Source organism: Sphingobacterium sp., from assembly GCF_032065005.1.
Lineage (GTDB): Bacteria > Bacteroidota > Bacteroidia > Sphingobacteriales > Sphingobacteriaceae > Sphingobacterium.
This window is the reverse complement of record NZ_DAMBMM010000007.1, coordinates 148,600-175,261: the sequence shown is the minus strand read 5'-3', so window position 1 is coordinate 175,261 and position 26,662 is coordinate 148,600. Positions and strand designations below refer to the sequence as shown.

Below are 26,662 nucleotides of genomic sequence, written 5' to 3'. Positions count from 1 at the left end.
TCTTATTTTGGTAAATTAAGCATTACCCCCATGGAAAGCATCTGGTTCCACTGAACCTTGTTGTCCAATGCAGAATCGTACAAAATAACACCACCCAATGCCACATTGATCAATGAGGTCACTTTAGCTGTTAAGGTTGCATCCAAACGATGGGTTGGATCGGTAATGTCTTCGTAGTCTGCAAATAGGTTATAACGCGATTTTAAATGCAGGTTCTTTGTCAGGTTCCTATCCAAGTTTGCGGTTAACTGAAAAGCCAGTTCATTATTGAAGTTCTTGCCTTCCTCAACACCAAACATTGGTCCGGTCCCTTTGCTCACATCTTTAGGGTCGAAGTATCTTCCATGTTTCTGATAATAATCATAGGCATTATAAGGTTTCAAGCGGTTATCCAAGATTAAGGTCTGTCTAGCCGTACCTGTACCGAAACGCAATGAGAATGTATCATCTGGCTTATACTCCAAACCGAATGATTCCGTAAAATATCCAGGTGCCATAAATGATGATTTCAAACCGGTAATCACCTCTTCACCATCCTGCATCGCATAATGGAAGGCATTATCAAATTGGGTTTCGTAGGTTAGGGATAAATAGACCGCCCATGATTTGGTCAACTTATACGCCAACTTATTATCCCAGAAAATACGGTCATTGTTTGGCTTGGCCAACTGTCCCTCATTCTTTACCTTACCATACTTCAGGTCCACCTCGGAAACAAAGTTGAAGTTGTTCCTGTTGAACTCCGATTTATGCCAAAGGATACCACCTATGGCAAATGAATTCAAACCACCCAGTTTCCAGTTTTCAGAAAAGGCCGCTTGATTAAAGTTAACCCCTAGCCTTGTCCAATGTTTCCAGTAATTGACCTGTAGGTCCAACTTAGGGATAGGCACATTAATATTTTTAATGCCTAGCGCTTTCCCATCCGTTTCCGGCGAAATGCTGCTGTCCGGCTTTACACGTAGATCGCGTAAATCCTGTGCTTGAATCATACTGATTCCGAAAATAAAAATGAAAACAGGTAATAGGTAAAGTTTTATATTCATGTTAATTTTCTTTTTTTACGTCTAATTGAATATCTGGCAATTCTCGCAAAGGTCGTAAATTTGGGTGTAGTTTGAACACTTCATATTTACTTTTTATATATTTTACCATCTGATAATAGTTGGCGGTCGACACAAACTCGTATGTAGGCCTAAATAACTGCATAAATGCCTTCAAGTCATCACCTTCCAACCCCACCAGACTATGGACCAATTCCGGTGTAAAATTAAAGTCTATAATGTTTTCTTCATGGAGCTTCCCGATAAACTGGGTAAATCTCCTTGCGTCTTTCCCCTCCTTGCTGATCATGCCATAGAGCGAATTAATATTCAATCCTGCTCCTGTCATTCCCACCGAAAACAATTCGCCAGGCTTAGCTAACTCAAAAGCCTTGCCATAATCTCTTTTTATCTCATTTAAAACATCATCCGGGTTCTTGCGGCCAATGACCGTAACGGTTTCAATGTTGGATACATTCTCCTTCAAATTGACGATCAGCGCACTCTGGTTATTGACAACCACCGTATCGCTAAAATAACCCATCTTCTTAAAGACCAACACATCCCCAGCATGTACAGAAGTCTTAAATTCGCCTCTTGCATCATTATAAATGTATTTCTGGGTGTTTAGGTTTCTGATTTGCACTTCCCCAAGCCTTCGCTTGCTATCCTTGTCATATACGATACCCTCCAGACTTTGTTGTGCATAGAGCAAAGCCGGAGAAAGCATACAGCATAATATAAAGATACGGACAAGAATTTTCACTCCTATAAAACTACGTCTTAGAAGAATAGCTTGCTAATATTTAACATCTTTTAATGGGGCTTGTAACTATTTTGATACGACCAATAACTGTCCAACCGTTACCGCATCGCTGCTCAGGCCATTCAATTGTTTGATAGTTTCCACGGTTACATTATATTTTCGGGCAATGGAATACATGGTATCGGTCGCCTTAACCTCATAGATCAGCATGGCTACCGGTTTCTTGATCTCCTCAACAGGAACTTGAGGCTCTTCCACTTCTTTTTCTTCGATCACCTCTTCGACCTTTTCCACGCGGGCAATGACTTCCACAGGAGCTTCGGCACGGTCATATTGCTGCAGGTTATATCGCTCGATCAGGTCGATCAACAGTTCTGGATACCTAGGGTTGGTCGCATATCCTGCAGCCTTTAATCCCTTTGCCCAGCCTTTGTAATCATCCTTTTTTAAGGTGAAAAGGTTCTCATAGCGTTTTCGGAGAAGAAATTGGGAGTGATCACGGAAAGATTGCTCCGGATCATTGTAAACCCTGAAACAGTCATTGTTGGTGTCATCAGGACGGTTTACCGACTTGCCGTTCCAAGTACCGCCACATTTGATTCCAAAGTGGTTGTTGGCACGGGTCGCCAGATAACTATTGCCGTTTCCAGACTCCAACAGGGCTTGGGCCAATTTGATGCTGGCAGGAATACCATATTTGTTCATTTCCTCAATGGCGATTCCTTTGTAGCGATCGATATAGTCAAGACCACTTGTTGAGGTTCCTTTGTTGCTAGATGATGAAGAGCTGGAACTGGCGGAACTGTTCGGTCTGCCGTTTGGGTTCTTCAGTGTAGTGTTTCTTTTAGTTCCACAGGAAACAAAAAATAAGGCCAATATTAAACTGGCCACTAAAAACTTCTTCATCTTATCTGACAAATTCGCTTAATTAAGATTTATTTTTTCGTCGTACTTTTCAAGGTCATAAGTGTCGATCGTAGAGATTACCTTTCTCGACCAATCACCGGTCTCTGAATATCCAGATCTAGCGATTCCCTTAATCCATCCTTTATAGTCTTCTGAATTGTGTTTGTCGAACAAGGGCTGTGTAGCCTTTCTTCTTTGGAGAAGTCCCACAAAATCACGGTAAGAATCCAACACCGAACCATATCCTTTATAAGCAGAACGGATCTTTTTACTGTTGTTCTTCCCTTTGATACCAAAGTGGTTGTTCAGATAGCGTGCAATTCTACTATTGCCATAGGCACTTTCGTGAATTGCTACTGCTAAGATGACAGAGGCCGGAACCCCTGTTTCACGCATTAGCGTTTGAGCTGCTGGACTATGTTTCTCAATGTACGACTTGGTCGTATAATCTTGAGCATAAAGCCCTAAAGTTGAAAGAGTGATAAGTATACATACCACAAAAATCTTTCTACAATATTCTAGCATAAAACTTGTTTTAGTTTAACACTGCTTTTTGCGTAGCACAAAAAGCCCATCTCTAATCGGCAGAATAAGTTTTTCAACCCGTTTATCCTCTGCCAAGGTTTGATTTAATTCGATTACTTGCTGTGTTTGCTTGTCGGGGTTTTCATCAAAAACCTTGCCTTTCCATAACACATTGTCAACTAAGATCACCCCTCCGGGCCTCACTCGGTCTATCAATGTATTGAAGTAGTACAGGTTCCTTTTTTTGTCGGCATCAATGAACACCAGATCAAAAGTCCCTTCAATATTTGGGATCACCTCCGCTGCATCGCCAATATGATACTTGATCTGACTTGCATAGGGCGATTCATCAAAATAAGACTGAACCCGCTCCTGTTGCTCCTCATTGATATCAATGCTATGCAAAACACCCTCATCTTCCAATCCCTCTGCTAAACACAGGGTAGCATATCCTGTAAAAGTTCCAATTTCCAAAGCCAACCTCGGATGTACCATCTTGCTGATCATCGACAGCACTCTTCCTTGGTAATGCCCCGATAACATGTGGGGCATGGTCTCCTTCAGATAGGTCTCTCTATTGACCTTTTTTAACAACGAATTTTCCTCGTCCGTAGTATCTTCCAGATAGCTGTTTAATGGATTAGACTCTTCAAACATACTGCGCAAAGATAAATATTAGCCTCGCATCCAAACAAGAGATATTTTACAAACAAATGATTATCAGCGTTTTAGTTCGTAACAGTAGACGTATCAAACAGCATTTAAAGCCTTTAAACGCAAGTCACAAAAAGTGAAATTTTTAAACTTTTATTTAAATTACGTCATTATTTTGACCTATTTGGTTTTTGGGTTCCAAACCTTCCACAACGAAATTCGATAAATTTTTTTGTGTTGAATGGTTTGCTCTAGGTATGGGCTTGGTCTCATTCGAGACACATTCGGAAAATTCGGAATATGTCTCGAATAAGGTCAAAGTAAAATCAAGGGGTAATCGTGAAAAAATCTCCTGTCCTAAATGGTAGATATTGGAATTAAGAGGGCTTTATTGTTCATAAAAAAGGCCTGAATTACGCAAATCCAGGCCTTAATTTTATCTTTTTAAATCCTTTATCCTAAAGAAGCGGTAATCAACCTCAGGAATTCCGATCGGGTCACATCGTTTTGGAAGGCACCGGTAAATGCTGACGTGGTGGTTACAGAGTTCTGTTTCTGCACGCCGCGCATCGCCATGCACATATGTTTACACTCTATCACAACGGCAACACCCGCTGGTTTAAGGGTCTCTTGGATACAGTCACGGATCTCATTGGTCAATCTTTCCTGTACCTGTAGTCTCCTTGCGAAAACATCCACAACACGTGGGATCTTGCTCAAGCCTACGATATGGCCGTTAGGAATGTAGGCAATATGGGCCTTTCCAAAGAAAGGAAGCATATGGTGCTCACACATGGAATAGACCTCGATATCTTTTACAACCACCATCTGGCTGTACTCTTCTTCGAACATTGCACTGCGCAATAGCTCAGCAGCATCCACATCATATCCATGGGTTAAAAACTGAAGGGCCTTTGCTACACGTTCAGGTGTTTTGATCAATCCATCACGCTTAGGGTCTTCACCCAGGGCCTGAAGAATATCTGTATAATGTTCTGCAATTCGTTCAACATTCTTTTCGTTGTATTGGTCGATCTTTAAATAACCGTCCTGCTCTTCTTCTTCAAATTGTTGAAATTTGCTCATTCTAAGATTGGTTTTTAGGTGAATTATTCGCCGAAGTACTCGACATAATTATTTTCGGTTTCATGAAGTCTGACTGCATGCAAAAACACTTTCTCTTTTTCGAAGAAAGGCTTTAGGATATTGAATATTTCAATGGCAATCACCTCGGTAGAGGCCATTTTTCCTTGCATGAAATCTACATCCAGATTGACGTTCTTATGGTCCAATTTGTCAATAACCTCTCTGGTAATAATATCTTTCATCAACTTCAGGTCGATCAAAAACCCCGTTTCAGGATTGACCAGGCCTTTTACAGTCACAAATAAGTCATAGTTATGACCGTGCCAATTTGGGTTTGAGCAATTACCGAAAACACGCTCATTCTCCTCCAGTGACCAGTCTTCACGATAGAGCTTGTGGGCAGCATTAAAGCGTTCGCGTCGTGTTATATAAATCATAATGACAAAGATAAAGTAAATTACCGTAAATTAGTACTTTGAGCCACATATATGAAAACTCTCGTAGTAGCAGCGACGGAACTAGAAATAGCCGCATCCATTCCCACATTTATAGAAACGAAGACAGATTATTTGGTAACTGGCGTTGGTATGGTCGCCACGGCCTTTTCCTTGGGGCAATACCTTCAGGGAAAATCCTATGACCTGCTGATCAACGTGGGTATTGCCGGAACATTTAACCCCTATCATAAACTAGGGGCTATGCTGAAGATCAAGACCGACCAGGTTTTTGAATTTGGAGCTGAGAATGACCAGGATTTTATCCCCATCGATAGCCTGGGCTTTGGCCAATCTGTTTTTGTAGAAAGCTTGCCCGAGCAAGCGTTGCCTGCTGAGTTTTATGAAATCCCTTATGTGGATGCCATTACGGTCAATAAGTCCCACGGATCTGAAAACAGCATTGACAGGATCAAAAAGGAACATGGCCTGAACATATTGGAAAGCATGGAAGGGGCTGCTTTTTTCTATGCAGCGAATAAATTAAGGATTCCTTGTGTCCAAGTACGGTCAATTTCCAACCTAGTGGAAAAGAGAAATGTAGAAAATTGGAACATCCCTTTGGCCCTAAATGAGCTGAATTCTTGGCTACAGCGCTTCCTAATTGCTCTACAAGATCAAAAACCCCTTTTGTAAATCGATTGTGTAGACCCATTTCCATCGAAAATAGTACAATGCCGCTACGAAAATTCGAGAAATAATAGTATTTTTGCGTATCTAAACAAAATTCACTATCTGTAATACTGATGAGAGAAATACAATTCAGAGAAGCGCTTCGTGAAGCGATGAACGAAGAAATGCGTAAAGACGAAACAATCTTTTTAATGGGCGAGGAAGTCGCTGAATATAATGGTGCATATAAAGTAAGTCAAGGTATGCTTGATGAGTTTGGTGCAAAACGTGTTATTGACACTCCAATTGCTGAGCTTGGTTTTGCAGGTATCGGCGTGGGTGCGGCGATGAACGGTTTAAAGCCGATCATTGAATTCATGACTTTCAACTTCTCACTGGTTGCTATTGACCAAGTTATCAACGCTGCGGCAAAGATCCACCAAATGAGTGGTGGTCAGTTCTCTTGTCCGATCGTATTCAGAGGTCCTACCGGTAATGCTGGTCAGTTAGGTGCTCAGCACTCTCAAAACTTTGAAAACTGGTATGCCAATACTCCAGGATTGAAAGTGGTTGTTCCTTCAAACCCTTACGACGCTAAAGGATTGTTGAAATCAGCGATCATCGATCCAGATCCAGTTATTTTCATGGAATCTGAGCAGATGTACGGTGATAAAGGCGAGGTTCCTGAAGAGGAATACTACCTGCCTATCGGTAAAGCAAATGTGGTAAAAGAAGGTACTGCAGTTACTGTAGTTTCATTCGGTAAGATGGTTCCTCGTGTGGTTATTCCAGCAGTTGAGGAATTGGAGAAAGACGGTGTAAGCGTGGAATTGATCGACTTGCGTTCAGTACGTCCTATCGACTTCGCTACCATCATCGAATCTGTTAAGAAAACAAATCGCTTGGTAATCGTGGAAGAAGCTTGGCCATTGGCTTCAATTTCTTCTGAAATTACGTTCCATGTTCAAAAACATGCATTCGATTACCTGGATGCTCCAGTAATTCGTGTTACTTCAGCTGACGTTCCTCTAGGATATGCTCCTACTTTAGTAGAGGCATCATTGCCAAGTATTGCGAAAGTGGTAAAAGCGGTAAAAGAAGTTTCTTATATCAAAAAATAAGAAATACAAGATAATGGAAGCCCTGATATGAAAATATCGGGGCTTTTTGTTTTAGAGTTTCTGCACTGAAAACTTTGTGTTCTGCAAAAAAATAGTATTTTTAAAGAACTAAATTCAAAAGAATGAAAAAATTACTGATCCTTTTCCTACTTACTTCAGCGGCATTAGTTACTAAAGCTCAGGAAGTTGATTTTACTATGAAGATGCCTTTGAACAAGCCATTTAAATCCGTTACCAACATGAAAATGGATATTGAAGGAGAACAGAGCATGATCATGGATATGGTAATGAAAAGCACCATAAATGTGTCTAAATATGAAAGTCCGAACTATACCATAGAAAACACCACAGACGCCATTAAGGTGGATATGGATGCGGGTATGATGACCATCAGCTATGATTCTGAAAAACCTTCGGATGACCCTATGGCCGCGATGATGGCCGCTCAGTTTGAAAAGTTACTAGGCAAGAAAATGACCATGATCACCTCCGACAAAGGAAAAATGATCAGTATGGAAGGGGTTGAAGGAACGGATAGCAGTTTTGAAAACTTTGCCATGACCACCACCTACCCTGATAAACCGGTAAAACCAGGAGATACCTGGGCCTCGGAAACTACAAACAAAGGAATCAAGACCAAAGCGATCAATAAATATGTTGGCAAAACGGCAGAAGGATACCAAGTGGAAACGACCGGTGAAATGTTCAATGAATCAGACAGCAAGATCGGAAGCATGAGCAGTACCTATATTGCAGACACGGAAACTTTGTTTACCAAATCGGCTACCATCAAAATGCAAATGGATGTAGAAGGACAAAAAGTAACTTCGGATATAACGATGACGGTCCTTAAATAAGATATTAATACCATTAAAAAAGGCCATTTAGCAATGCTAAACGGCCTTTTTTATGTTTTATCGCTAGATTAAGCGTTAACTTCAGCTTTGTAGTCATCTGCAGACATCAATCCGTCTACATCAGCAGCATTGTTCAATTTAACACGGATGATCCAACCTTCACCGTAAGGATCAGAGTTAACCAATTCTGGGTTTGCATCAATTGCATCGTTTACTGATAATACAGTAGAAGTAACTGGCATAAATAGATCAGAAACAGTTTTAACCGCCTCTACTGAACCAAACACTTCATTTGCTGCTACCTCATCACCCACGGTGTTGATGTCAACAAATACGATATCACCAAGCTCTCTTTGAGCAAAGTCCGTAATACCAATTACTGCTTCATCACCTTCTACACGAACCCATTCGTGATCTTTGGTGTACTTTAATTCTGAAGGAAAATTCATGTCTTTTCTATTTGTATTTCTCCAAAAATAGGATTAAGAAAGGAGAATACAAAAGTTATTGTATTTTTATCCTATGAACCCTAGCATTGCCAAATTAGCTGAAATAGCGCAGAAAGACCATCGTCTGATCATCGGTTTGATGTCCGGAACATCCTTGGATGGGCTGGATATTGCCCTATGCAAAATTCAAGGAAATGGAAACCATAGTAAAATTGAACTTCTGGCCTTTGAAACGATGGATTATAAGCCTGAATTCAGGACTTGGGTCCGTAAGATATTTGCTCAACGAAGCATTGACCAACAGGTTCTTTGTGGACTTAACCCCTATATCGCGGAGGTGCATGCAGCTTTGGTTTTGGAGGCCCTCCAGAAATGGGATATGGAGGTTTCTGAAATTGATGCCATCGCAAGCCATGGGCAGACGGTATTTCATGCCCCACAGTCATTGACCCATGATCGTTCTTTGCCAAACAGCACCCTGCAATTGGGCGATGGGGACCACCTGGCGGTAAGGACCGGAATCATCTGCTTGTCCGATTTTCGTCAAAAACACCTTGCTGCTGCTGGCGAAGGAGCCCCTTTAGCGGCGTATGGCGATTACCTTTTGTTCTCTTCGGATACTGAAAACCGGATCCTATTAAATATCGGTGGCATTTCCAACTTCACTTTTCTTCCGGCTTTAGGTTCAGAACAAAAGGCCTATGCGACAGATCTGGGTCCAGGAAACACGATGATGAACCAATATATGGAGAAGCATTTCGGGCTTGAGATGGATAAAGACGCTGAAAAAGCCAAAAAGGGTCAGGCCAATCTGGATTTACTGCATGAGCTGGAAAGCGAACCCTTCTTGAACCTTGGATTCCCCAAAACAACAGGTCCCGAATTGTTTAACCTGGCTTACCTGGATAAGGCCATGGAAAAGATCGGTTCTCCTCAACTAAGTCATGAGGATATTATGGCCAGCCTAAACAGTTTCTCGGCCAAAACAATGGTAAAAGGCATACAAAAAGCCACAAAAGGCCTGGAGAACATGAAGATATATGTCAGTGGTGGTGGATTGCACAATCCTTTGCTGATGGAGCAGTTAAAGGAGGAATTCCCTGGGAAGGTTGAATCCTTTGAGGTCCTTGGTTTAGATCCGGACGCAAAGGAAGCTTGTTTGTTTGCCGTTTTGGCGAATGAAACCTTGGCGGGAGATCCTCAATCTGTTTCCAATATCAAGGATTCCCCTGCAGTTTGCATGGGTAAGATCTCCCTACCCTATTGATCGATTGCCTGATGGATGAATTCCTTGAATGGAATCATACTGGCATAATGCTCGATTACCGTTTCTAAGGCCTTAGGCGCTTCCATTTGTTTTCTGCTCAGGTTGGTCGACAAAATGAAGCTTCGGTGCTTCAGGAGCTCTATATGCTCGTTGTCGGCGGCATATCCTGCTGGCGGTCTCTGCAGCCTGTCTTCCGCAGACATGTCTTCTGCTTTCCAGCCGCCTTTTTCCAAAGCTTTGAATAGCTCTTCAGCATTATAGTCAATTTCTTGCCTAACTGCATCCAAATGGTGCTTTTCGGGACGCCAATATCCTACAGCAATGAAAGTACCGTTTGGTTCGATATGTATATAATATTCTGGTCCTGCTAATTTTCTGCCATCAACAGATATCCCAGCAGCAAACCATGATTTGTAAGGGTCTTTATTCTTCGAAAACCTGACATCCCTGTAGATCCGGAACAGGCACTTCTTTGCAGATATCTCCTGGTTGATATGTGGATCAAGCTCAGATAGGTTCATGATAATCCCCTCAATAAACTCAGTGACATTTTTCAATGCGGCCTCATATTCAGGCTTGTGTTCTTGAAACCATTCCCTATTGTTGTTGTCTTTCAGATCGTTTAGAAAATCGAAGGTTGACTTTTCTATTTTCATGTTCTTCTATAATAAAGTAAGCAGTACGTAGACTAAAGGTGCGGCAATTAACAGCCCATCAAAACGATCTAGAAAGCCGCCGTGACCCGGTAATATCTGTCCAGAATCCTTGATTCCAAGACTTCTTTTCAGCATGGATTCGACCAAGTCGCCCAATGTTCCAAATATGCCGATAATGGCTGCAATGGAAATCCATTCTATTTTGGACAAGCCTCCAAAGAAGTGTTCCAGGCTGTATGCCACCCCCATGGCCAGGATAATCCCACCGATGAAGCCTTCCCAGGTTTTATTCGGAGAAATACGTTCAAACAGTTTTGTTCTTCCTAAGGCCCTTCCGGAAAGATAGGCGCCGGTATCATTGGACCAGAGTATGATCAGGAATCCCATAGGGATATAGGGATTGAAATCTCCCTTTAAGAAGCCCAGTCCTATGAAAAACAGAAAAGGAACTGTACCATACCAAATTCCCAATACGGTATAGGCTATATCATGAAAGGGTTTTTCTCTTTTCAGGTATAAGGATGAAATAAACAACAGGGAAAAGAGTGGCAAAGCCAACATCAGGTATTTCAGCTCCAACACGCCCAAGAAATAGGCAGAAGACAGCGCAGCAAGCACAGTTGCCGTCAATATCCCTAAGCCCATTAAGGGTTTTGTTTCTTCTGTTTTACAGATTGTGAAAAACTCCCTTGCTGAAAGTATACCAACGATACTGAAGAATATGGCAAAAACATATTGGTTAAAAATCGTGGCACATACCAATGCAACCACAAAGAAAAATCCCGTAATAGCTCTTGTTTTCATTTATTCTTCTTCGTCTCCAAATGAACCCATCAATTCCATTGCTTTGTTGGCATTTTCATGCTCCACATACAGTTCCACCACGCCAAATAGATAGGATGAGTCCTTTTTGTTTAATACCACAGCAGGGATATTGTTTTCAATAAGCATATTTTTTACAATTTCGGCCTCAAAGGCTTGGTTGTAAACTTTTATTTTAGTCCAATTTGAGTTCATTTGATTTAGTTTTTTGGTTCGAAATCTTATAAAAGTAGAAAGCGATGGCAACACTTATAATGATGCTGCTGATATAAAAAGGTATGGTATAGGGATCTGCATTTTGCAGGTCTTCATAGGTCTTTCCGTTTCTCGTATACACAAATGCTATGATGGTCACCGAGGCATTGTTCAGGAAGTGTGCAAATATCGGTACCCAAATATTCTTGGACCACACAAAGGCATAGCCAAAGATCAAGCCCAATAACATCCTCGGGAAAAAACCATAGAACTGGACGTGGATGGCAGAAAAGATAATCGCCGTAACCCAGATAGCCACATGTACATTATTAAAGAGCCTACCTAAGATGTTCTGCAAAGCGCCCCTAAAATAATATTCTTCCACGATGGCCGGAATGACCGCCATGACCAGCAAGTTCATCATCAACATGCCGATGCCGTCCACCATGACCAATCGCTCGGTCAACTCCTTCATTTGATCCTCTTGCGAACGCATCCAAGTTTCCGTTTTCTCTAAGAAATCCGGCAATTTCATATCCATGTTCCAACGGCTCACCAGCTCCATGGCAGGGTTGCTGACCAACAGAAACAAGAAGATAAGGACTAGATAGTTCTTAAGCTGGAAAGGTTCAGATGGGAAATAACGATATTGGTTTTTCTCGGTAATCTGTAGGAATACGGAGGGCAACAGAAAGGTAGAAATGCTACTTGCAGCCAATATCGTGTACAGAACATAAGTGTTTTCTGAAAAGAGGGAGTTGCCTCCGCCTTCCAGCATGCTCTTGATGTCTCCTGTACTGATCAATATGCCAACAATGACAACGACCTGAACGACAAAGGCGCAGGCAAATGTTAATCCCAAAAGGATCATCATTGACATCCAAGCTGAATTCTTTTTAGGTTCAAACATTTGGCCGTTCATATCAGATTAAATATCGCATTTATCATCCGTACAGCTCGGTGCGGAATCATCACTTTTAAAGAAAATAATGGGTGGATTTTTTTCTTTCCATTCTGAAAAGCTTTTTTCTAGAACCTCTGTGAAAACATCTACCGGTTGAGCGCCAGATACCGCATATTTACGGTCAATAAGAAAAAATGGAACGCCACGAATACCGATCTGTTGTGCCTCGGCAAGGTCTTGTTTGACTTCATAAGCATATTGATCGCTGTTCAGGGCCTCTTCGGCTTGTTTCTTATCCAATCCGATTTCTTCAGCTAGGGATACTAATTCCTCGTCCTTTTCGATATTTAATCCACCTGAGAAATGTGCCTGGAATAGGCGTTCTTTCATTTCGGCGCCTTTGCCTTGGGTGGCAGCAAAATGAATCAGTTCATGTGCTTTGAAAGTATTGGCTGGAATATTTGTTGCAAAATCAATGTTGATTCCAGCATTCTTTGCCATCTGCTCCACATTCCCGGTCATCTCCTTGACCTGCTCCATTGGCATGCCTTTAGAACGGCTAAGATAGGAATATGTGCTATCGCCGTCTTGATAATGATAGTTTGGGTCTAATTGATAACTCTTATATGCTACCTTAATCTCATCTTTAAAAATAAATGAATCAAGCGCTTTTTCGAAGTGATGCTTTCCGATATAACAGAAAGGACACATAATGTCGGACCAGATTTCTATTAACATGTTCAAAAATACGCTTTTAAATCAGTAAAAAGAACGAAAGCCACGAGTTACCCCCTGGCTTTCCTTTATTTTTTAATTTACCCGGATTGGATCCGCGGGCTTTTTAAGCTCTTTGTATGGATAGGTTTTCATCTCCTCCAAAAGGATCTGAACAGTTCTTTCCAATTGCGGGTCTTTACCTTGTAAAAGTTCTTTCGGCATCTGCTCGACAAATACATCTGGAGCAACACCTTCGTTTTCAATGATATAATTTCCGTTAAGATCGAAGATTCCGAAGTTCGGAGAGGTCACCATTCCACCATCCAACAGCTGCGGATAGCCAGAAATACCGACCAAAATACCCATGGTGGTTCTTCCGACCAGCTTACCTAAGCCTTTGAATCTAAACATGTACGGCATCATATCACCACCTGAACCGGCAAATTCGTTGATGATCATAGCTTTAGGACCAAAGATCCCGTTTCCAGGGGTAGTGAAGCTCTTGCCATCACGGATTCCCCAGCCTGAAATCAATTCTCTCGACAATAGATCGATCACATAATCGGCAACTGATCCTCCGCCGTTATTTCTTTCATCCAGCAATAGGGCTTTTTTGTCCATTTGCGAGAAGTAATAGCGGTTGAATGATACATAGCCTTCTCTGCCTGTATTTGGCATATAGACATAGGCAATCTGTCCATTGCTTAATGAATCGACCTTTTTGCGGTTGTTTTCTACCCAGTACTGACGTCTCAGAGCGACCTCGTTTCCAAATGAAATAGGCTTAACGGTAATGTCTTTTGCTCCTGCTAGGCTAGGCTTATCATTCACCTTTAGGCCAATCTGTTTGTCAACGGTAAAGTCAAATAGGCTATAGATATCCATATCTGCGGTCAATTCCTTTCCATTTACGGCCAGAATGTACATGCCTTCTTTCACACCTAAACCTGGTTCGGCAAGCGGGGCTTTGAAAGATGGGTTCCAATCCATTCTATTGTAGATTTTCTTGATCTTATAACGATTGTTGTCGATTACAAAATCTGCTCCCAATACACCTGAGCTCACAGATGGAGCGCTCGGCTCGTCTCCTGGATAGATATAGCTATGGCCTACGACCAACTCCCCTAGCATCTCGTTCAACAGATAGCTCAGGTCGGAACGGTGATTGACATAAGGAAGGAATTTTTCATACTTCTTCTTCACGGCTGCCCAATCTGCCCCGTGCATATTCTCTACATAGAAGAAGTCCTTTTGCATCGCCCAAACCTCATTGAAGATCTGGTTCCATTCTTGAGATGGTTCAACGCGCAACTTAATATCGTCCAATTTCAGCTTACCAACATCTCCTGCCGGCTTCTTACCCGCCTCCACGATGTAATACCCGTCCTTGTTGCTGTAGATCATCTGCTTACCATCGCTGCTGATCGAATAACCGTTCGCATTTTCTACAATGGTTTTCTCTTCCAGTTTTTTTAGGTCATAAGCATAGATGTTGCTTCCGCGTTTATAGATTAGCATATTTTCAACCGATCCATCAAATGCATAAGATCCTTTTGGAATGGAAAGGGCAATGATGCGATTATTGATCTGTTCAAAATCAACCTTGATCGGCTTGATGGTTTCCTTGGATTCCTCTTCTTTGGAATCATCTTTTTTGGAGCTATCCTTTTTATCTTTTTTGCTGTCCTTTTTTTCTTCTTTGTCCTTTTCTTCTTTTGAACCTTCCGATTTCACGGTTTCCTCATCGCTTTCATTCTTGAAGATGGAAGGGGAATCGCTGGATAGGATAAAAGCATAAGGTGAATATTCGGTATCACGGTCATAGGCAGTCATGTGCAACCCTGAATTGGTTAACCCCACATTGGTACTCGCTGAGAATACCAAATACTTGCCGTCTCTAGTAAAGATCGGCTGAGTAACTTCGCTCATTCCGTCGGTAACCTGTTGTGTTTTCTTAGAATCCAGATTGTACATGTACACCGCATTCTGACCATTGTTAAGGGTCTTGATATAGGCTATCCATTTCGAATCCGGCGACCAGCTGGATTGGAAATAATTATAATTACGTCCAGTATGGGACCCTAGGTAATCATCATCTACCTTCGTGACTTTCTTAGAGTCTATATCCACATAATATAGATTTAGGTGAGAATCTGTATAGAACAATTTCTTGCTATCTGGCGACCAAGTCGGCTGGAAATAGAAATTACTGCTTCCCAAACTGATATAATTGGGTTCATCCATGCCTTTTTGATCACGTAGGACCAGTTCGTATTTACCGTTCTTGTCTGAAATGTAAGAAATCCATTTACCGTTTGGAGACCATGCTGGGTACTTCTCATGTGACCCTGGCGAACTTGAAATATTTCGTGCATCACCTTTTTCCTTAGGCACCGAGAAGATCTCTCCTCTTGATTCAAAAAGTGCCCTTTGTCCGGTTGAGGATATTTCAAAGTTTCGGATATCTTTTTTCATATCCACATAATGTCCACGCTTGGATAAGGCATCGGCACTAATGTTGATGGAAATTGGGTTGCTTGATTTATTGGAAGTATTCAGTAGGTGCAGCTTGCCGGCCTGTTCAAAGATCAATTCATTGCCCCTGCCCTGCAAAGTGCGAACATCGTAATCAGTAAAATTGGTTAATTTTTCTACCTGTTTTGATTTGACGTCGTAACTGAAAACATTAACAATCTTATCTCGGTCCGACAGGAAGAAAACCTTGTCGCCAAGCCAGATTGGTTTAACGTCATTGCATTTCTCGCCCGGTACGATCTGTACATCATGGCTCTGGGTATCGAAGATCCAAATCGAAGGCATGCCCCCACCACGATAACGCTTAAATGCCACGCGATCCCTCTCGGTAGGATCCCCGTTCTTGATATATGCCCAATATCTCCCATCAGCAGATGGAGATCCCTGATTTGCCTCGGGCATCAACAAGGGATAATCTACAGAACCATTGATTTTACTGCGGTATAATCTTGCTCCAAGTGAATAATTCAGTTCGCGTTGCGTCGTAAAGTAAACCTCATCGTTGGATAACCAACCCCTTAGCACGTCTGCAGATGGATGGCTCGTGACGCGCTGTGGGTCGCCGCCCTGTATCGAAATCACATACACATCGGTGTTCCCGTCATAGTTTCCCGTAAAAGCTATTTTAGAGCCGTCTGGAGAAAAAACGGGGTTCTGCTCTACAGCAGGGTTGACGGTAAGTCTGCGTGCATTCTGACCGCTCTTATCGGCAATCCAGATATCGCCCCCATAAACAAAACTGATGTGGTTCTGGCTAATGCTTGGATTTCTCAACAATAAAGTCTCATTGCTATTTTGTGCAAAGCTGATTTGACTGACAGCTAATGCAAGAATGGAAAAAACATTTTTAAGCATATTGATAAATTGGTGTGTTGGATAAAAATAGGAATTAATAGGGATAATATGGAGCTCATGGTCCCCTGTCTATAAAATATTTCGAAGACCGAGGGTAAATTGTTTGGCAATAAAAAAACGCCAGCACAATGTGCTGGCGTTCGCTATATAGTTTTTTAAGGACTATGCTTCTTCAGATGCAATTTCTTCGTCAACTAAAATCCTACCGCAGTGTTCACAGATAATGATTTTCTTTCTTTGGCGAATTTCCGATTGCAATTGAGGTGGAATCTTGTTGTGACAACCTGAACAGCTATCACGCTCGATAGATACCACTGCCAATCCGTTACGGAAGGACTTACGTAATTTCTTGATCACTTTAAGAAGACGATCGTCGATGTTTTTCTCGGATTTCTCAACTTCAGTAACCAATTTGTCTTCGTCTTTTTGAGTCTCCGACGTAATTGTTTCCAATTCTTGTTTCTTAGCATCCAATTCACCTTTGCTGAAATCTACATTCTTCGCTGTTGCTTCATAAGCCTCAGTTTTGTTTTTGATTTCGAACTCAGCTTCACGAATACGTTTCTCACAAACTTGAATCTCTAACCCTTGGATTTCAATCTCTTTAGAAATTGCATCGTATTCACGGTTATTTTTTACTTCGTTTAGTTGTGTCTCGTATTTTTTGATTGCTGTCTGCGCATCTTTGATCATGTTTTTGCGCTTCACAATAGAATCTTCTAATTCGTCTAGCTCATTACGAATTTTTTCGATACGTGTATCTAGACCTGCGATTTCATCCTCAAGGTCAGCTACCTCGATAGGTAGTTCTCCACGTACTTGGCGAATTTTGTCAATCTGTGTTTCGATTGATTGCCACGCCCATAAAGCTTTTAGTTTTTGTTCTACGGTTTGTTCCATTAACTGTAGTATTTTATTGGATTTGTGTCTATTTCCGTCAATAGGACAGCAAAGTTAGCAAATTTTTTCTGAATTATATCTAACAATAATTCTTGGGTAAATTGCTCACTCTCAAAATGTCCGATATCTGCAATGATTATTTCGCCTTCTGCATCAAAAAACTCATGGTATTTATAATCGGCAGTGATGAAGATATCTGCCCCCGAACGCTTGGCGTCTCCTAACAAAAAGCCCCCAGCACCACCACAAACCGCTACTCGGCTTATTTTCTTGCCCAAGGTCTTCGTATGCCTGATGACGTTCAGCTTCATCCGGTCCTTTAGGAAAGCCAAGAATTCAGACTCCTCCATGGGCTCCTCTAAATTTCCAATTACTCCTGATCCTACATAGGAAAAAGAGTTCTCAATGTTAAAGATTTGATGGGCAACCTCCTCATAGGGATGTGCGGCAAGCATGGAAACCAAGATCTTCCGCTCCGCTTGAGCCGGATAGATGACCTCGATCTTTGTTTCTTCAACACGCTCCTGGTCCCCTACCTTACCAATAGCGGGATTTGCTCCATCTAATGGACGAAAAGTACCATAACCTGCTGTATTATAACTACATTGATCATAATCACCAATTGCTCCAGCACCAGCATCAAATAATGCCTGTCTCACTTCTTCAACATTTGCCCTAGGAACATATACGACCAGTTTCTTTAAAAGACCTCCCTTTGGACGAAGGACAGCCTGGTTTTCTAAACCAAGTTTATCGGCCATCTTGCTGCTCACACCCCCAACGACGTTGTCTAAGTTGGTGTGGATGGCATATAGAGCAATATTGTTCTTGATCGCTTTGATTACCACTCTTTCCACGTAGTTCCTTCCGGTGAACTTCTTCAGTCCGGAAAACACGATTGGATGATGAGAAATAATCAGGTTGCAGCCTTTGGCAATTGCATCATCAACGACCTCTTCGGTGCAATCCAATGATATCAGGGCCTTGCTGAGCTCCTGATTGGGGTCTCCGACGATCAAACCCGAGTTATCGTAGCTTTCTTGATAATTTAATGGAGCTAATTCCTCCAGATGTTCTATTACCTCTTTAATTCTCATTTCTGTTGTTTTTCTCTGCTTCCGCTTCCAACCACTTGTTGTGTTCCATCAACAATACACGGTATTGATTGATCTTAAACCAATAGGTGATGAAATAAACGAAACTAACGATCATCCCCAATATCCTCCAAAAAAGAGGGAAAGGGAAATTATATATCAAAAATGACCAAGCATAAGTCATACCAGCCCCTAAGGAAGGGTTGTCCTCTACGGCTATCTTGCGGTCAAAAAATTCATTGTTTAGGGAATAGGAAAGCCTTCTGGCCACTTCAAAATTCCAATAGATATTAAAAAACGGAACGACCAAAAACCAAGCTTGGTTAGGCAGGATACATTGGTTTTCTTTGGAAATCAATTTCAAGGTATTCCTCACCGTATTGGCAAAAAGTGCCCAAATAATAAGGATAACGACTACAAAAAAGATACTGATTCTTTCTATTTCGGCTGTCAATTCGGGAGAAAGTACGTCGTTCATCTATTTTTCATTATTTAATATCGTGACCAAATCATCTAACTTGTGTATTTGCGGGTTATGGTCCGCTTCCATTTCTATCACTTTCCAATTGTATTTCCTTGCCCTCGTAGAAAAGAAATAGAAGGAGTCCCTCTCTGCCCCTCCTTGCGAAGGTTCGAAGGTCAGGATATAGGTTGATGGAATCTGCAATCTCTTGGTATTCTTGAGGTTGATGACCTCCTTTAAAGAAGCCAAAGGATGCGGAACATCCCTAGGGAATGCAGTCGTATCCTTTACCCAAGATGGATATACGTAGGTACCATCCTTACTGTTCAACAATGAACCCGAGGATTCATCCTTGAAATATGCAGCCACACTTTCACCGTCCTCCGGAACAAAAGCATCAAGGTATATAACTTTCTTTATCCTTTCAGGAATGCTATCTGCCACCCCTGTTACCACCATTCCTCCATAACTATGCCCCATCAATATCACCGAATCCAATCTTTCAAATAAAATAGTATTGATTACATCGGTGATGTGTGTGTTCAGATCTACTTCTGGGTTTGCAAGATGGTATCTCTCCCCTAATCCAGTCAGGTTCACCCGATAGACCTTAGCTCCTAGTTTTTCCAACTTCTCGGCGGTATTCTTAAACTGCCAAGATCCACCCCAAGCCCCATGTACCAAGACATAGGTCGCCTCTTGAGCCCTCAAATGAATAAAAGGGAAGCACAGGAATAGAAAGGAAATTAGGATAAGTTTTTTCATGAACTATAAAAATACAATTTTATGGAGCAAATAATAAAAATATACAAGGCTTCTTGTGTAAATCTACTGTCGTATTTTTCCATTCGGCAATACTTTGGGTGCGGATGTATTCATCCTTGCCCGTTACATTGCAGGCGACACAGAGAAGGGTTTGCGGTTTAAGTGATTTCAATAATTCTGAAAGCATCTGGTTGTTTCTGAATGGAGTTTCGATAAAGATCTGGGTACTCCTTTCCTTATGGCTCACAAATTCCAAATCCTTGATTGCCTTTGATCTATCACCTTTATCAATGGGGAGGTAGCCTTTAAAGCTAAAATTCTGTCCATTAAATCCCGAAGCCATCAATCCCAAAAGGATCGAGCTCGGTCCTACCAATGGAATGACCTTAATCCCTCTTTTATGGGCTTCAAAAACAACATCTGCCCCTGGATCGGCAACCCCTGGACAGCCCGCTTCTGACATAAGACCGATATCAGCACCCTGCTCCACTGCCTTGAAAACAAGATTATAGTTGATCTTCTCTCGGCTATGTTTTCCATAATCATGGATGATCAATTCGCTCTGAGGGATCTTCAAGCCAGCTTCCTTTAAGAACTTTCTTGCCGTTTTTTCGTTCTCCACCACATATTCTTTGATATGATTGATGATGTCCAGATGCAACAGCGTATAGGATGCGCGGTCGGCGTGTTCAGCTAAGGGAACAGGTAGAAGATATAAATTGCCTTTTGCCATGCTACAAACCTAATCATTTGCTGATTAATTTATACAGATTTACAGACTCCATCGTTATTTATGTAATTACAATGGTGAAATTTTTTCTTACATTTTTTCAAAAAGCTATTTTGTTTGTTACTTTAATTCAAACACTTATGAGTTATTTTTGTCTAATAATTGTAATTTAGGTAAAGCATAATTAGGTTATTTTTGTGTAAATGATCAGAATATATATATTTGGTTGACTATGACAACACAAACAACTTCAGGAGTTAAGATATCGGTTGAGTCGACGTATCAATCAGAATACTCAAATCCGGAAAACGAGCACTTCATGTTCGCCTACCGGATTACCATTGAGAATCTGAGTGAATACACCGTTCAATTGGTGCGTCGTCATTGGAATATTTATGATTCTATTGGCCTGAACAAGCAGGTTGATGGTGATGGAGTGGTTGGGGAACAACCCATACTCGCACCCGGGGAAATGCACCAATATGTTTCAGGATGTAATTTAAAAAGTGACATGGGCTTTATGGAAGGATATTACGAGATGATACGTGAAATGGACAACTCCATCTTCCATGTACATATCCCAAGATTCAATCTAATCGCTAACTACCGTCTCAACTAGACCGATATCTAGGTCAACTAACTGTATACTTTTCATATTAAAAGTTAAGTAGTAACAAATATTTAATAATTTTGTGCTTGGATAATTACGTCAAGATATCAGGTGAGTATTTTAAGCACAGAACAAGTTAGCCATTCTTATAACGATAAGTGGCTTTTTACCGATCTTCATTTTGCCTTACAGAAGGGAGATCGAGTAGCATTGGTGGGAATCAACGGAACAGGAAAATCAACTTTATTGAAAATATTGGCAGAGCTTGTCATTCCTAATAAAGGTAAGGTTGTGAAAGAAAAAGGTTTAAGGGTAGGCTATCTTCCCCAAGATCCTGATTTCTCTGACCTCAAGACCATCAATGACTTTATATTCAGCGCAGACAACGAACAACAACAGTTAATCAAAGAATATGAGGAATTAATTGAAAATGAGGATGTTACCTCTAAAAAATTCCTTGATGTCACTGAAAAACTGACTGCTCTCAATGCTTGGGAATATGAAAACAACATCAAGACCATCCTGAGCAGATTCCAGATTACCAACTTCGAACAGCGAATTGACTCCTTGAGCGGGGGTCAGAAGAAACGTTTGGCTCTAGCCAAGCTCCTGATCGATGAACCCGATATCTATATCCTGGATGAGCCTACCAACCACTTGGATATTGAAACCATTGAGTGGTTAGAAAAGTTGTTGACCACCGGTAGCAAGACCGTCCTCCTTGTTTCCCACGACCGTTATTTTTTAGATAATATCTGTACCGAGATCCGTGAACTTGACAAAGGTCAGGTCTATATCTATAAGGGAAACTATGCATACTTCTTGGAGAAGAAAGCCGAACGGGAATCGAATGAAATCCTAGCGGCTGACAAGGCCCGAAACCTATGGCGAAAGGAATTGGACTGGATGCGTAGACAGCCCCAAGCGCGAGGTACAAAAGCAAAGGCAAGGATCGAATCTTTCTATGACCTCGAGGAAAAATCCAAGGGTCCACTCAAGAAAGATCAGGTAGAACTGAGCATGCAGATTTCAAGACAGGGAAACAAGATCCTGGAAATTGAAGGTGCCGGATTCTCCGTTCCGAACAAGAAGATCCTCTCCCCTTTCTCCTATACTTTCAAGAAGGCAGACCGCATTGGTTTGGCCGGGAAGAACGGAAGCGGCAAGTCCACTTTTCTCAATTTGATTACAGGCAGTATACAACCGACCGAAGGAAAACTTTCTGTTGGGGAGACGACCAAATATGGATATTACAAACAAGAAGGTCTATCCTTTAAATCGGACGAAAGAGTCCTGGACATTGTAAAGAATGTTGCGGACTATATAGAAATGAAAAACGGAGAAGTCATTACGGCTTCCCAACTATTGACAAAATTCCTCTTCCCACCCGAGAAGCAATTTGGCTTTGTCAGCAAATTGAGCGGAGGTGAAAAGAAGAGATTGCAGTTGATGCGTGTCCTGATGGCGAACCCAAACTTCTTGATTTTGGATGAGCCCTCCAATGACCTTGACATCGACACCCTGAATGTCCTGGAGGAATTCCTGGAAAATTACCCAGGTGTTTTGGTATTGGTATCGCACGACCGTTACTTGATCGACAAGTTGACCGAACAGCTCTTTATCTTCCCTGGCAATGGCGACATCGTAATCTATAATGGTAACTATGCCGACTTCAAATTGGAGCAGGAAGAACTGAACAAGAAACCGGAAAAGAAAATTGAAAAACCAAAGGCCGAAGAAAAGAAACAGAAGCTGAGCTTCAAGGAGCAAAAAGAATTCGAAGGACTGGAAACAGAAATCGCCGACCTGGAAAACAAGGTCAACGACCTGACCGAAGGTCTGTCGAAAACGACCGACCACGTAGAGCTCCAAAAGATAGCCGAGGAGATCGACCTGACAAAAACCACTCTCGACAAGAAGACCGAGAGATGGATGGAACTAGCAGAGTTTATATAGCGTTCCACGTGAAACTAAAATCAACTGATGAAGAGTTTCACGTGAAACTAGAGAAAGATATATGTTTAATAAATATAATGTTATTGTAGTTGGAGCCGGCCATGCCGGATGTGAGGCGGCAGCAGCAGCTGCCAATTTAGGTTCATCGGTTTTACTCATCACGATGAACATGGGTGTCATTGCCCAGATGAGCTGTAACCCCGCTATCGGCGGTGTGGCAAAAGGACAGATCGTCCGCGAGATCGATGCCATGGGTGGATACACCGGAATCATCGCCGATAAGTCTACCATCCAATTCCGCATGCTGAACAAATCAAAAGGTCCAGCGATGTGGAGCCCAAGAACCCAAAACGACAGAATGCGATTTGCAGAGGAATGGCGCCTTCAATTGGAGTCCATTCCCAATCTGGATATGTGGCAAGATACCGTCAAAGAAGTCATCGTAGAAAACGGAAGAGCTAAAGGGGTAGTAACCTCAATGGGAATCCGCATCGATGCTGATGCTGTCGTCCTGACGAATGGTACCTTCCTAAATGGTATTATCCATGTCGGCGAGAAGAAATTTGGTGGTGGTCGTACCGGTGAAAAAGCAGCAACCGGGCTGACCGAACAATTGGTATCCTTAGGTTTCGAATCAGGTAGAATGAAAACAGGAACTCCTCCACGTGTGGACGGAAGAAGTTTAAATTACTCCCTGATGGAAGAACAATGGGGAGATGATTCACGTGGAAGATTTTCCTATACCGACGTGGAGATTCCACAAGAACAAAGATGCTGTTGGATTACCTATACCAATTCAGCAGTACACGAAATCCTAAAAACAGGATTCGAAAAATCACCGATGTTCACCGGAAGAATCAAAGGTCTCGGCCCACGCTACTGCCCATCCATTGAAGATAAAATCAACAGATTTGCAGAACGTGAAAGACACCAAATCTTCGTAGAGCCTGAAGGATTCAAGACCGTAGAAATCTATGTCAACGGTTTCTCGACCTCCCTGCCAGAAGATGTACAATTAAAAGCTTTGCAATTAATCCCAGGATTTGAAAATGCAAAAATGTATAGACCGGGATACGCCATCGAGTATGACTACTTCCCTCCTATGCAATTGGACTTGACCCTAGAAACACTGTCCGTAAAACACCTTTTCTTTGCCGGCCAAATCAATGGAACAACTGGCTATGAAGAAGCGGCTGCACAAGGATTCGTGGCAGGGATCAATGCACACCAAAGAATAAACGACCAGCACGAACTGATCCTAAAAAGATCGGAATCTTATATCGGCGTTTTGATCGATGACTTGGTAACAAAAGGAACAGATGAGCCTTATAGAATGTTCACCTCAAGAGCTGAACATAGACTCCTACTCAGACAAGATAATGCCGATATCCGCTTGACACCAATGGCACATAAATTGGGATTGGTATCGGATGAGAGACTTGAAAAGGTGAATGCTAAAATCAAGAATTCAGATGACATCGTTGACTACCTAAAAAATAATTCTATCGGAACTTCAGAGATGAACCCGATCCTGGAAGAAAAAGGTTCAAGTCCGATTGCACAAAAATCTAGACTCTTTGGAATCTTGAGCAGACCACAAGTTGAAATCGAAGACCTCATCAAAGCCGATAAGGACTTTGCAAATTTCATTGCAAATTTTGATGACGACACCATCGAGCAGGCAGAGATCAAAGTGAAATACGATAGTTACTTTGAAAAGGAAATGGAGATCGTAAGTAAGATGAAGAAAATGGAAGACAAAGAAATCAATCCTGATTTCGACTATAATTCATTAACTTCACTGTCTATTGAAGCCCGCCAAAAACTCTTGAAGGTAAAACCAAGAACTTTAGGCCAAGCTTCAAGAATTTCAGGTGTATCTCCGGCCGATATCAGCGTTTTAATGGTACACATGAGTTAATTACCTGAATATCAGTAAATTACATTAATAAAATAACAAACGTAAATAAAGCGATTTAAGACATTATTTTAAATTTTATGACTCAGGTATCCAAAAAAGATAAAAATCCGTTAAATCAACTAAAAACAGCTTTATTTAAAAATCTAATCTTTTTAGGTCTTGCTACCATCTTGGCATTGAGTTTTGTGCAATGTGCCAACATGCAAAAGCCTACCGGAGGTCCAAAAGATTCTTTACCTCCAAAACTATTGGGGGTCACCCCTCCTAACCTCTCGAAAAATTTCAAGGAGAAAGTAATCGAGATGACCTTCGACGAATTTATCAAAACGGTAAATCCGGGAAAAGAATTTAACATTTCCCCAGATGTCGAAACTCAACCCATTTATAAAGTGAGGAAAAAAAGATTCATCATCGAACTACCGGATTCCTTGGAAGCCAACACTACCTACACCATTAACTTTGGAAAAGGTCTTGTCGACTTCAATGAAGGTAATCCGTTCATCAATTACAATTACGTCTTTGCAACAGGTGATGAACTCGATTCCCTCAGTATCTCCGGACAGGTCAAGAATGGTTATACCAAGGACTTCAATCTGGAAAAAGACAAGGAAGTCATCGCCATCCTCATACCAACCAGCCGTGATACCATCTTTGGAAAAAGGAAAGCTTCCTATTATACCACAGTCGACTCATCTGGAAATTTCAAGTTTAGCAACCTACGTGAAGATACCTATAGGGTCTATGCGCTGAAGGATATGAACAACGATAAGATCTATAACGGCAATGATGAATGGATAGGTTTTCAGCAGGACAGCATTTTCCTGAACCAGAATGTCTCGGGCATTCAGCTAGAATATACAAAAGGTACTGCGCAGATATTCAGGAACTTAGAGAAAAAAGTAGATAACAATGGTTCCATCCTATTGACCTTTAACAGGCCATTGGAGGAGGGTAATATTAGGATATTATCACCTAATGAACTGGATGCCAATAAGATGGTAAGATTTAAACCTACCCAGGATACCGCTAATATCTATCTAGAAAACTTGGAATTTGATTCCCTGAAATTGGAAGTAAGCGAAAGAAATATTCCTTTGGACACTATTGACCTCAGAAAAGCGAGAAATATTAAAGTAGACAATAGCATTGTTCCAAAATTAAATATCAGCAATAAGGTAGATCGCGTAAAACACATAGAATTGAGTTCGGACTATCCCATTGCATCCATTGATAAAAATAAAGTACTGATCAAAGAGGATTCTGTTTCACGTAGAAATTTCCAATTACAACAGGATTCGGTAAACCGTGAAATGTACCATATCCGATTCAATTGGAGACCAAACAAAAATTACGAATTGGTTCTGGAGGAAGGAGCTATCTTAGGTCCATTCGATGAAACAAATAAGGAATTCAAATCGCAGTTTACCCTGAATGAAACCGAGAATTACGGCGACATCAATCTAACCTTTACCGGTCTAAAGGATAGTACAGAGTATATCGTCGAATTGATCGATGAAAGCAAGGAAAAACTATTTGATAAACGTCCTCTCCCACCCGATCATGTCTTGCGATATATTAAATATCCAGGTGGTAAATACAGCATAAGGCTGATTGAGGATAGCAATAAAAATGGTAAATGGGATGCTGGCGATGTCTATCAAAAGAGACAGGCAGAACCCATCTGGTACTTAGATAGGACATTTACAATACGGGCAAACTGGGAACAGAATGAAACCATAGATGTATCATTCAAATAACA

Annotated in this window: 27 protein-coding genes; 8 read left to right on the top strand and 19 right to left on the bottom strand. The window is 41.4% G+C overall.

Features of this window, described 5'->3' with window-relative positions:
* Positions 1-2: 2 nt before the first annotated feature.
* The 7 genes from RT138_RS12795 to RT138_RS12765 all read right to left on the bottom strand — a co-directional run bounded on the left by RT138_RS12795 (position 3) and on the right by RT138_RS12765 (position 5,417).
* On the bottom strand, positions 3-1,046 hold the full coding sequence (locus RT138_RS12795) for a DUF3078 domain-containing protein (RefSeq protein WP_313191002.1): 1,044 nt from the start codon (positions 1,044-1,046) through the stop codon (positions 3-5).
* Between the two features lies 1 nt (position 1,047).
* Positions 1,048-1,809: a hypothetical protein gene (locus tag RT138_RS12790; RefSeq protein ID WP_313191001.1), complete on the bottom strand. Its 762-nt coding sequence runs from the start codon at positions 1,807-1,809 to the stop codon at positions 1,048-1,050.
* A gap of 66 nt (positions 1,810-1,875) precedes the next feature.
* Positions 1,876-2,715 (bottom strand): glucosaminidase domain-containing protein, encoded by an 840-nt coding sequence (locus RT138_RS12785; RefSeq protein WP_313191000.1) that lies wholly within the window; start codon positions 2,713-2,715, stop codon positions 1,876-1,878.
* 18 nt (positions 2,716-2,733) lie between these two features.
* Complete coding sequence (locus RT138_RS12780; protein ID WP_313190999.1) at positions 2,734-3,240, bottom strand: glucosaminidase domain-containing protein; 507 nt, start codon at positions 3,238-3,240, stop codon at positions 2,734-2,736.
* Between the two features lie 15 nt (positions 3,241-3,255).
* Entirely contained in the window at positions 3,256-3,897 is a 642-nt protein-coding gene (locus tag RT138_RS12775) for an O-methyltransferase (protein ID WP_313190998.1), read from the bottom strand.
* A gap of 450 nt (positions 3,898-4,347) precedes the next feature.
* Complete coding sequence (gene folE, locus RT138_RS12770; protein WP_185212730.1) at positions 4,348-4,980, bottom strand: GTP cyclohydrolase I FolE; 633 nt, start codon at positions 4,978-4,980, stop codon at positions 4,348-4,350.
* 23 nt (positions 4,981-5,003) lie between these two features.
* Positions 5,004-5,417: a 6-carboxytetrahydropterin synthase gene (locus RT138_RS12765; RefSeq protein ID WP_313190997.1), complete on the bottom strand. Its 414-nt coding sequence runs from the start codon at positions 5,415-5,417 to the stop codon at positions 5,004-5,006.
* A gap of 51 nt (positions 5,418-5,468) precedes the next feature.
* Here RT138_RS12765 and mqnB point away from each other — a divergent pair, with 51 nt between their 5' ends.
* The 3 genes from mqnB to RT138_RS12750 all read left to right on the top strand — a co-directional run bounded on the left by mqnB (position 5,469) and on the right by RT138_RS12750 (position 8,064).
* Positions 5,469-6,110 carry a futalosine hydrolase gene (gene mqnB, locus RT138_RS12760; protein WP_313190996.1) on the top strand — a complete coding sequence of 214 codons (642 nt, stop codon included), beginning with the start codon at positions 5,469-5,471 and terminating at the stop codon, positions 6,108-6,110.
* Between the two features lie 110 nt (positions 6,111-6,220).
* Entirely contained in the window at positions 6,221-7,207 is a 987-nt protein-coding gene (locus RT138_RS12755; protein WP_093099909.1) for a pyruvate dehydrogenase complex E1 component subunit beta, read from the top strand.
* Positions 7,208-7,329: 122 nt separating this feature from the next.
* The gene (locus RT138_RS12750; RefSeq protein WP_313190995.1) at positions 7,330-8,064 is read left to right on the top strand and encodes a DUF6263 family protein; all 735 of its coding nucleotides are present in this window, start codon (positions 7,330-7,332) and stop codon (positions 8,062-8,064) included.
* A 68-nt stretch (positions 8,065-8,132) separates the two neighbouring features.
* Here RT138_RS12750 and gcvH read toward each other — a convergent pair whose 3' ends face one another.
* Entirely contained in the window at positions 8,133-8,513 is a 381-nt protein-coding gene (gene gcvH / locus RT138_RS12745) for a glycine cleavage system protein GcvH (RefSeq protein ID WP_093099913.1), read from the bottom strand.
* Positions 8,514-8,586: 73 nt separating this feature from the next.
* On the opposite strand from gcvH, the gene RT138_RS12740 reads away from it, so the two are divergent.
* On the top strand, positions 8,587-9,780 hold the full coding sequence (locus tag RT138_RS12740) for an anhydro-N-acetylmuramic acid kinase (RefSeq protein WP_313190994.1): 1,194 nt from the start codon (positions 8,587-8,589) through the stop codon (positions 9,778-9,780).
* On the opposite strand, the gene RT138_RS12735 is transcribed toward RT138_RS12740, so the two are convergent.
* The 11 genes from RT138_RS12735 to RT138_RS12685 form a co-directional block, all read right to left on the bottom strand.
* Positions 9,774-10,436 (bottom strand): DUF2461 domain-containing protein, encoded by a 663-nt coding sequence (locus RT138_RS12735; protein ID WP_313190993.1) that lies wholly within the window; start codon positions 10,434-10,436, stop codon positions 9,774-9,776. The two genes, RT138_RS12740 and RT138_RS12735, sit on opposite strands and share 7 nt — an antisense overlap.
* A gap of 6 nt (positions 10,437-10,442) precedes the next feature.
* Entirely contained in the window at positions 10,443-11,240 is a 798-nt protein-coding gene (locus tag RT138_RS12730) for a phosphatidate cytidylyltransferase (RefSeq protein ID WP_313190992.1), read from the bottom strand.
* Complete coding sequence (locus tag RT138_RS12725; RefSeq protein ID WP_313190991.1) at positions 11,241-11,453, bottom strand: putative signal transducing protein; 213 nt, start codon at positions 11,451-11,453, stop codon at positions 11,241-11,243.
* A complete protein-coding gene (locus tag RT138_RS12720; RefSeq protein ID WP_313190990.1) occupies positions 11,434-12,375 on the bottom strand; it encodes a CPBP family intramembrane glutamic endopeptidase in 942 nt (313 codons plus the stop codon). The genes RT138_RS12725 and RT138_RS12720 overlap by 20 nt, the downstream gene beginning before the upstream one ends.
* 6 nt (positions 12,376-12,381) lie before the next feature.
* Positions 12,382-13,095, bottom strand: coding sequence for a DsbA family oxidoreductase (locus tag RT138_RS12715; RefSeq protein ID WP_313190989.1), 714 nt, complete (start codon positions 13,093-13,095; stop codon positions 12,382-12,384).
* Between the two features lie 72 nt (positions 13,096-13,167).
* On the bottom strand, positions 13,168-16,464 hold the full coding sequence (locus RT138_RS12710; RefSeq protein WP_313190988.1) for a PDZ domain-containing protein: 3,297 nt from the start codon (positions 16,462-16,464) through the stop codon (positions 13,168-13,170).
* 162 nt (positions 16,465-16,626) lie between these two features.
* A complete protein-coding gene (locus RT138_RS12705; RefSeq protein WP_093099925.1) occupies positions 16,627-17,364 on the bottom strand; it encodes a zinc ribbon domain-containing protein in 738 nt (245 codons plus the stop codon).
* On the bottom strand, positions 17,364-18,461 hold the full coding sequence (locus RT138_RS12700) for a Nif3-like dinuclear metal center hexameric protein (RefSeq protein WP_313190987.1): 1,098 nt from the start codon (positions 18,459-18,461) through the stop codon (positions 17,364-17,366). The genes RT138_RS12705 and RT138_RS12700 overlap by 1 nt, the downstream gene beginning before the upstream one ends.
* A complete protein-coding gene (locus tag RT138_RS12695; RefSeq protein ID WP_185212742.1) occupies positions 18,451-18,936 on the bottom strand; it encodes a hypothetical protein in 486 nt (161 codons plus the stop codon). The genes RT138_RS12700 and RT138_RS12695 overlap by 11 nt, the downstream gene beginning before the upstream one ends.
* Complete coding sequence (locus RT138_RS12690) at positions 18,937-19,686, bottom strand: alpha/beta hydrolase (RefSeq protein WP_313190986.1); 750 nt, start codon at positions 19,684-19,686, stop codon at positions 18,937-18,939.
* A gap of 19 nt (positions 19,687-19,705) precedes the next feature.
* Positions 19,706-20,419 (bottom strand): SAM-dependent methyltransferase, encoded by a 714-nt coding sequence (locus RT138_RS12685; RefSeq protein WP_313190985.1) that lies wholly within the window; start codon positions 20,417-20,419, stop codon positions 19,706-19,708.
* A 229-nt stretch (positions 20,420-20,648) separates the two neighbouring features.
* Here RT138_RS12685 and apaG point away from each other — a divergent pair, with 229 nt between their 5' ends.
* The 4 genes from apaG (at position 20,649) to RT138_RS12665 (ending at position 26,660) form a co-directional block, all read left to right on the top strand.
* The gene (apaG, locus tag RT138_RS12680) at positions 20,649-21,035 is read left to right on the top strand and encodes a Co2+/Mg2+ efflux protein ApaG (protein ID WP_185212745.1); all 387 of its coding nucleotides are present in this window, start codon (positions 20,649-20,651) and stop codon (positions 21,033-21,035) included.
* 102 nt (positions 21,036-21,137) lie between these two features.
* Positions 21,138-22,982, top strand: coding sequence for an ABC-F family ATP-binding cassette domain-containing protein (locus RT138_RS12675; protein ID WP_313190984.1), 1,845 nt, complete (start codon positions 21,138-21,140; stop codon positions 22,980-22,982).
* Positions 22,983-23,043: 61 nt separating this feature from the next.
* Positions 23,044-24,903 (top strand): tRNA uridine-5-carboxymethylaminomethyl(34) synthesis enzyme MnmG, encoded by a 1,860-nt coding sequence (gene mnmG, locus RT138_RS12670; RefSeq protein WP_313190983.1) that lies wholly within the window; start codon positions 23,044-23,046, stop codon positions 24,901-24,903.
* A 77-nt stretch (positions 24,904-24,980) separates the two neighbouring features.
* A complete protein-coding gene (locus tag RT138_RS12665) occupies positions 24,981-26,660 on the top strand; it encodes an Ig-like domain-containing domain (RefSeq protein WP_313190982.1) in 1,680 nt (559 codons plus the stop codon).
* The last annotated feature ends 2 nt before the right edge of the window (positions 26,661-26,662 follow it).